The 6,274-nt window shown below is 53.0% G+C and carries 8 protein-coding genes; 4 read left to right on the forward strand and 4 right to left on the reverse strand.

Features of this window, described 5'->3' with window-relative positions; all coding sequences use genetic code 11:
- Nucleotides 1-16: 16 nt before the first annotated feature.
- A complete protein-coding gene (locus KQJ18_RS09305; protein WP_042308719.1) occupies nucleotides 17-910 on the reverse strand; it encodes a LysR family transcriptional regulator in 894 nt (297 codons plus the stop codon).
- Nucleotides 911-1,122: 212 nt separating this feature from the next.
- On the opposite strand from KQJ18_RS09305, the gene KQJ18_RS09310 reads away from it, so the two are divergent.
- From KQJ18_RS09310 to KQJ18_RS09325, 4 genes are read left to right on the forward strand one after another with little or no spacing between them, the layout of a single operon-like run.
- On the forward strand, nucleotides 1,123-1,956 hold the full coding sequence (locus KQJ18_RS09310; protein ID WP_137350495.1) for an ABC transporter substrate-binding protein: 834 nt from the start codon (nucleotides 1,123-1,125) through the stop codon (nucleotides 1,954-1,956).
- Nucleotide 1,957: 1 nt separating this feature from the next.
- On the forward strand, nucleotides 1,958-2,776 hold the full coding sequence (locus KQJ18_RS09315) for an amino acid ABC transporter ATP-binding protein (RefSeq protein WP_137350496.1): 819 nt from the start codon (nucleotides 1,958-1,960) through the stop codon (nucleotides 2,774-2,776).
- Nucleotides 2,776-3,561 carry an amino acid ABC transporter permease gene (locus KQJ18_RS09320; protein WP_216421868.1) on the forward strand — a complete coding sequence of 262 codons (786 nt, stop codon included), beginning with the start codon at nucleotides 2,776-2,778 and terminating at the stop codon, nucleotides 3,559-3,561. The genes KQJ18_RS09315 and KQJ18_RS09320 overlap by 1 nt, the downstream gene beginning before the upstream one ends.
- Nucleotides 3,551-4,228, forward strand: a complete 678-nt coding sequence (locus tag KQJ18_RS09325; protein ID WP_038640304.1) for an amino acid ABC transporter permease — start codon at nucleotides 3,551-3,553, stop codon at nucleotides 4,226-4,228. The genes KQJ18_RS09320 and KQJ18_RS09325 overlap by 11 nt, the downstream gene beginning before the upstream one ends.
- A gap of 9 nt (nucleotides 4,229-4,237) precedes the next feature.
- Here the strand turns inward: KQJ18_RS09325 and ydhT are convergent, their stop codons facing one another.
- The 3 genes from ydhT to KQJ18_RS09340 form a co-directional block, all read right to left on the reverse strand.
- Entirely contained in the window at nucleotides 4,238-5,050 is an 813-nt protein-coding gene (gene ydhT / locus KQJ18_RS09330; RefSeq protein WP_038640302.1) for a protein YdhT, read from the reverse strand.
- Nucleotides 5,051-5,053: 3 nt separating this feature from the next.
- Nucleotides 5,054-5,839, reverse strand: coding sequence for a thiosulfate reductase cytochrome B subunit (phsC, locus tag KQJ18_RS09335; protein WP_159121249.1), 786 nt, complete (start codon nucleotides 5,837-5,839; stop codon nucleotides 5,054-5,056).
- Nucleotides 5,836-6,274: 4Fe-4S dicluster domain-containing protein (locus KQJ18_RS09340; protein WP_216421870.1), on the reverse strand; the 439-nt coding region annotated here is incomplete at its 5' end. The genes KQJ18_RS09340 and phsC, both read right to left, overlap by 4 nt.

Here is a 6,274-nt window from a genome sequence, read left to right on the forward strand (position 1 = left end):
GTTACCCCTTCCCGTTTCAGCCCGTATACCGTAAAGCCTCAATCAATTTGGCAAAGGCGGCGGTGTGCTGCCTGCGGCTGGGGTAGTACATATAATAGCCCTGGAAGGGTTCGCACCAGTCCTCCAGCACTTTTTCCAGCGCACCGTCAGTCACCGCCTGTTCGACAGTATCTTCCGGCACAAATGCCAGCCCCATCCCGGCAATCGCTGCGCTAATCCGCGGGGGGAGATTGTTAAAAATAAGCTGCCCTTCAACCCGCACGCGTAAATCTTGTCCGCCTTTGCTAAATTCCCAGGCATACAGCCCGCCCAACGTTGGCATGCGCATGTTGATGCAGTTATGGTTTTGCAGATCGTGTGGGGTGAGTGGTTTACCATGGCGGGCAAAATAAGCGGGTGAACCGACCACCACCATGCGCCAGTCCGGACCAATTCTGACAGCAACCATATCTTTTGCCACCTGCTCGCCGAGACGAATACCCGCGTCATAACGGCCAGCCACAATATCCGTCAGGCTGTTGTCGAGGGTCATTTCCACTTTCACTTCAGGATAAGCCTGCAAAAAAGGCGCCAGCGCGGGCCAGACGGTCGATTGCAACGCATGTTCACCCAAGGTAAGGCGAATGTTACCCGCCACCCGCTGACGGATGTCAGTTAATGCCAGCAGCTCCGTTTCAATGTCATCAAAACGCGGACTGATACTGTTGATGAGCCGTTCTCCGGCTTCAGTCGGCGCGACGCTGCGCGTGGTACGGGTCAGGAGTCGGACATCCAGCCGCTCTTCGAGTCCACGTATCGCATGGCTTAACGCTGACTGCGAGACCCCGAGCTTTGCCGCAGCCCGCGTAAAACTCCGCTCGCGGGCGACGATAATGAGATAATAAAGATCGTTAAAATTATCACGCAGCATGCTTGTCCCCAGCCATTAACTTTATTGACGTATGGTACAGGTCATGAGGGTAATCACGTAGCGTTTCTCAACGTTCGCGCACATCACTCCTGTTCTCCCCCCTTTCACTAATAACATTTTGTATATAGATAAGAATTTTTTCTTATTTTGTCTGAATCGTAAGTTATGGGAGCGTAAAAAGCACAAACCAAAAACTACAGGGATTTCATACAATGATGGCAACGAAAATTCACAGCGCTAAAAAAACACTTCTGGCACTCAGCGTGCTGCTGGCCTCTGGCATTAGCGTCTCACAGGCTCAGGCTGACCAATTGGCCGATATCAAAGCCGCCGGCGTCGTTAAAGTGGCGACATTCGACGCCAATCCACCGTTCGGTTCAGTTGATGCAAAAACGCATAAGATTGTCGGCTACGACGTCGATTTTGCCGAAGCGCTGGCCAAATCCCTGGGGGTAAAACTGGAGCTGGTGGCCACCAATCCGGCCAACCGTATTCCGCTATTACAATCCGGTAAAGCCGATTTAATCGTAGCGGATATCACGATCACACCTGAGCGTGCACAAGTGATCGATTTCTCCGTGCCCTATTTTGTCACCGGCCAGCAGTTCCTTGTGCCAGCAAAATCCCCGGACAAGCTCGATGAATACAGCAAAGCGCGAATCGGCGCGGTAAAAGGTACTACCGGTGAGCAGGCGTTACATCAGCGCTTCCCGCAGTCGCGCGTACTGGCCTATGACGATATCCCCCTGGCATTAACCGCCTTACGCAACGGTAATGTGCAGGCCATCACCCAGGACAGTACAATCCTGGCGGGCTTGTTAAGCGGTGCGCCGGATAAAGCAGATTTTAAAATTTTGCCGGACCTGCTGAGTAAAGAAGAGATCGGCGTGGGGGTAAAAAAAGGCGAACCGGCTTTGTTAAAAGCCGTCAACGATGAACTTTTGGAGCTGGAGTCTACTGGTCAGGCAGCAAAAATTTATGATGTGTGGTTCGGCCCTGAAACTAAAAACCCGCAGCCCCGCGCCTTTAAAATAGAAGCCAAGTAATATGCTCTCAGCTCTTTTTCATCGTTCCGCAGCTTCGGCTGCGGATTCTACCCAATTGGGTCAGGCAAGCGTCAAACTGCACAATGTGTTTAAACAGTATGACGCTCATACCGTACTTAACGGCGTCAGCCTGGCAGTTGAACCTGGTGAAGTGGTGACCATTTTGGGTCCTTCTGGCTCTGGAAAATCCACTCTTATACGTCTTATCAACCAGCTTGAGTCGCTCAGCGATGGCGAAATTTTCATTGATGATAAACCGATTAGTCAGTTGCGCGGCGCTGCATTACGCCAGTTACGCAGCCGTATCGGTTTTGTATTTCAGCAATTCAATCTCTATTCGCATCTGACCGCGCTGCAAAACATTGCGCTGGCGCTGGAATATGTTCACGGCTGGAACAAAGCGGAAGCAAAAGGCCGGGCACTCGAATTGCTGGATCAAGTGGGACTGCTCGAGAAAGCCGATGCCTATGCCGCTCAGTTATCCGGCGGGCAGCAACAGCGCGTTGCCATTGCCCGCGCGCTGGCTTCATCGCCACAAATCATTTTGTTTGATGAACCCACCTCCGCGCTGGATCCAGAAATGATCGGCGAGGTGTTACAAGTGATGAAAAATCTGGCTCACAGCGGTATCACGATGATCGTCGTGACTCATGAAATGCACTTCGCTCGTGAGATTGCCGATCGTGTGGTATTCATTGATGGCGGCGATATCCTGGAAGTCGCCTCGCCGGAGGATTTCTTCACCCGCCCACAACATCCCAGAACCCAGCGTTTCCTGAAAAAAGTGCTCGACCCGTTACACCAGGAGTTACCGTTATAATGCATCTAATGGACTGGCAGGGGGTGCTGAGCGGGCAACCTCTGCAATGGATAATTTCCGGTTTTCTCACCACGCTATGGGTGACGCTGGCAGGCGTCACGCTCGCCACTCTCTTTGCTCTCCTACTACTCGGTTTACGTTTGACAGGCAATCGCATTGCCACCGCGGTGGTCGGCGTGTGGGTCTCCGCTTTTCGCAATACGCCTTTACTGGTGCAACTGATGTTCTGGTATTTCGCTGCATGGAATTGGCTACCCCGTGACGTGATTACCTTTATTAATGCTGAACACCCATGGTCAGTTCTGCCGGGTGACGTCTGGTGGTTAACGCCGGAGTTTCTTTGTTCTGCCTGGGGGCTGGGTGTTTTTACTTCAGCCTTTTTGGTCGAGGAGATTGCCTCTGGTTTGCAGGCGGTTTCTGCCGGACAACGCGAGGCGGCCATTGCCCAGGGCTTTTCCTCATGGGCGGTTTTTCGTCACATTCTCCTTCCCCAGGGACTGGCGAACGCATGGCAGCCCATCGTTGGGCAATATCTCAACCTGATGAAGCTCTCCTCGCTTGCCAGCGGTATTGGATTTGCAGAGTTGACCTATCAGGTGCGGCAAATTGAGAGCTATAACGCGCATGCACTGGAAGCCTTTGCCGTTGGAACAGCGCTCTATCTGCTCATCGGTATCGTGTCAGGTATGCTGCTTACGCGCCTTGGACCAAAAACTGTGTCAGGTAAACCGTTCAGGGCAAAAGCCCGTCTGTTCAGCGTCAGGAGCATATCGCATGATCGCTAATATTTCGGTCATTACTGACAATCTTGACTATCTTCTGTGGGGACGCGTGACCGAAGGCCAACCCGGCGGCGTTCTGCTTACTTTGCTGATGGCTATCGGCGCGGCATTGCTGGCACTTCCCGGTGGGATAGTTCTTGCCTGCTGCGCCTGGCGTTTTCCTGGCGCGATGCGCAAAGGACTGTTTATCTGGGCCGAGTTTATTCGCGGCATTCCGTTAATCTTTGTGATTTTCTGGATGTGGTATTTGCTCCCCATGCTGACTGGAAGCGATCTGCCTGGCGCAGTTACCGTGACGTTGGCACTGGCATGGTTCACCGCCGCCTCGGTGATGCACTCGGTGTATGCAGGAATTAGCGCCTTACCTGGCGGGCAATATGAAGCGGCAGTGGTGCAGGGTTTTCGCCCGTACCAGGCCCTGTGGCTTATTTTATTGCCGCAAGTGCTGCGCAACATTATGCCGTCGCTGACCGGGATATTTATTGGACTACTGAAGGACACGTCGCTGGCGTTTATCGTCAATGTGCCAGAACTCACGACGGTTGCCGGTCAGGTTAATAGCCGGGTGCAAATCTATCCGGCGGCCATTTTTATCTTTACCGGACTGGTCTATTACCTGCTGTGCTTTAGCCTGGAAAAATTCACCCAGCGACGATTCGCGCTAAAATGACCTCAAGGCTCAACATTCCACGAACTGGTGGTCTTCGTTGAGCCGATATTTCACGCCAGCCCGGATATTTTTTTCACCTTCAACGGCAAGCGCAAAACGCATTCTTTCGCCATCATGATAGGCCAGCGCCGCGCATCCGCCAGGACCGAGTATTATCGAATCGACAGTGCCAGTACTGGCAACAACGGCGTTCTCTCCGCTGGCAATAATATGGATATTGTCTGCGCAATTGGCGATTTTCGATTCCGCACCGAAACAGGCTAGCTGGGTTAAATCACCGCTGCAGGCAATCCGATTTCTGTCGCCCAGTGCACTGATGCGTACACGCATGCCGGCACTGGCGATGCGCGTACCGTCACCCACGCTACTGATACGCGCTGAATTTCCCGCGACCGCAATTCGCCCGCGATCGCCCGAGCTGCCGATATGCGCGTTATAGCCTACGCTGCCTATACGTACGCTGTAACCTGCACTGGCAATTTGCGCGGCATAGCCAGCGCTGGCGATTTTAACGTTATCATCCGCACAGCCAAAGCTGACATTATCTTCCGCACTCGCCAGCGGGCTGCTGGTCCCCCCTGTTGTTTTCACGCGGGAAATATTTCCCATCGCGCGAATATCCTGCCGGACAAAACTCTCCTCTTCCCGCCATTTTGACCAGCCGTATTCCACCAGACTATTTGCCCAGTCGATATACCCTTCCCGCTGGAGCGCACGATGTACATCGGCATAACTTCCCCCGGCGGGAAAAGTACGTAGAAACCAGCGGTACATTACGGGCCCAACGCGCCAGGCCCGTAAGTCATCACGCGTAATCATCATCGCTTAATGCCGGTGATAGCCATCCACCATGCACTTGAAGGTTTCGCCCGGCGTGCGGCCCGTAGTGCAAAGATAAAGATGCCCAAAAATGAAAAACAAACTGATTATTGCCAGCGCAAAATGCGCCTGTAACAACCAGTAACGCACACCGGGGAACAGATCGCCGACTACCGCCGGATAGAGCGATAACAGACCCGATATCAACAACAGCGGCAGCAGACCATACATCACGCCAACATAGGCCGCCTGCTGTAGCGGATTGAATTTCGAACGCTTTGATGCCGGGAATGGATGTGACTCTCCCTGCATAATGCCAAACAGGTAAAAACGCGTTTGTCTTTGCGCGCGTCCGATCCAACCCTGCCGCTGAATAATATAGTGATGTCCGTTACCGCCAATCAGGTTGATCAGGACAAAACCAATCCAGCAGGCGAGCAGCAAAAAACCACAGACTTCGTGTACGGTAAGCAGGCTTTTCATCACCGACGCGCTAACGGCCGAGAAGTGATTGACGAGTCCACTGGCCAGAAGTAGCAGAAATAACAGCGCGTTCGACCAGTGCCACAAGCGGACAGCCTTCGAGTATAAGTAGATCTTCTCACCGTGCCCTGCAGACGCTTTATGCGCGGCACGAAAGCGCAGCATGGCGTGTAGCGCCAGCACCAGCCACATTCCCACCAGCATTAATCCGGCGATGACCAGCCACACTGGCCAGTAGTCAGGAGAAAACATAGGGACATATTGCGCAAGCTGGGCGTGAAACTGTTCGGCATTCTGCGACGCGTTCATACATTTTCCTTTTTAATCAAATGTTGACCGAACCGACGATACAGATGGGGTTTCCCGGCGCCTGCAAGTTGATACTCGTAATACTTGTTTTCCCGCAGCCAGGTCTGAATCTCCGGGCTATCTTCACGACCAAAAATCAGCGCGTGTTCCGGGCAGGCGTTAACACAGATCGGTGGAAAACCTTTCGCCAGACGTGATTCAGCGCAAAAGTCGCATTTATCAGCCACTTTGGTGCGCGGATTGAGATAGCGGACCTGATAAGGGCACGCGCCTATGCAGTAACTGCAGCCGATACACGAAGACGTGTCGACCCGGACAATGCCGTTCTCATCTCGCCAGGAGGCGCCGGTTGGACAGACCTCAATACAGGGCGCATCATCACAATGCTGGCAGGACTGACGAAAATAGTGATACAGCGTTTCGTTGTCGTTATCC

The sequence above is a fragment of the Citrobacter sp. S55_ASV_140 genome, from assembly GCF_018919505.1.
Taxonomy (GTDB): Bacteria; Pseudomonadota; Gammaproteobacteria; order Enterobacterales; family Enterobacteriaceae; genus Citrobacter; species Citrobacter werkmanii.

Excerpts from the sequence above, each read along its gene's own strand:
- phsC (WP_159121249.1), bottom strand. The coding sequence starts at position 5,839 with ATGAACGCGTCGCAGAATGCCGAACAGTTTCACGCCCAGCTTGCGCAA.
- KQJ18_RS09320 (WP_216421868.1), top strand. The coding sequence starts at position 2,776 with ATGCATCTAATGGACTGGCAGGGGGTGCTGAGCGGGCAACCTCTGCAA.
- ydhT (WP_038640302.1), bottom strand. The coding sequence starts at position 5,050 with ATGATGATTACGCGTGATGACTTACGGGCCTGGCGCGTTGGGCCCGTA.
- KQJ18_RS09310 (WP_137350495.1), top strand. The coding sequence starts at position 1,123 with ATGATGGCAACGAAAATTCACAGCGCTAAAAAAACACTTCTGGCACTC.
- KQJ18_RS09305 (WP_042308719.1), bottom strand. The coding sequence starts at position 910 with ATGCTGCGTGATAATTTTAACGATCTTTATTATCTCATTATCGTCGCC.
- KQJ18_RS09315 (WP_137350496.1), top strand. The coding sequence starts at position 1,958 with ATGCTCTCAGCTCTTTTTCATCGTTCCGCAGCTTCGGCTGCGGATTCT.
- KQJ18_RS09325 (WP_038640304.1), top strand. The coding sequence starts at position 3,551 with ATGATCGCTAATATTTCGGTCATTACTGACAATCTTGACTATCTTCTG.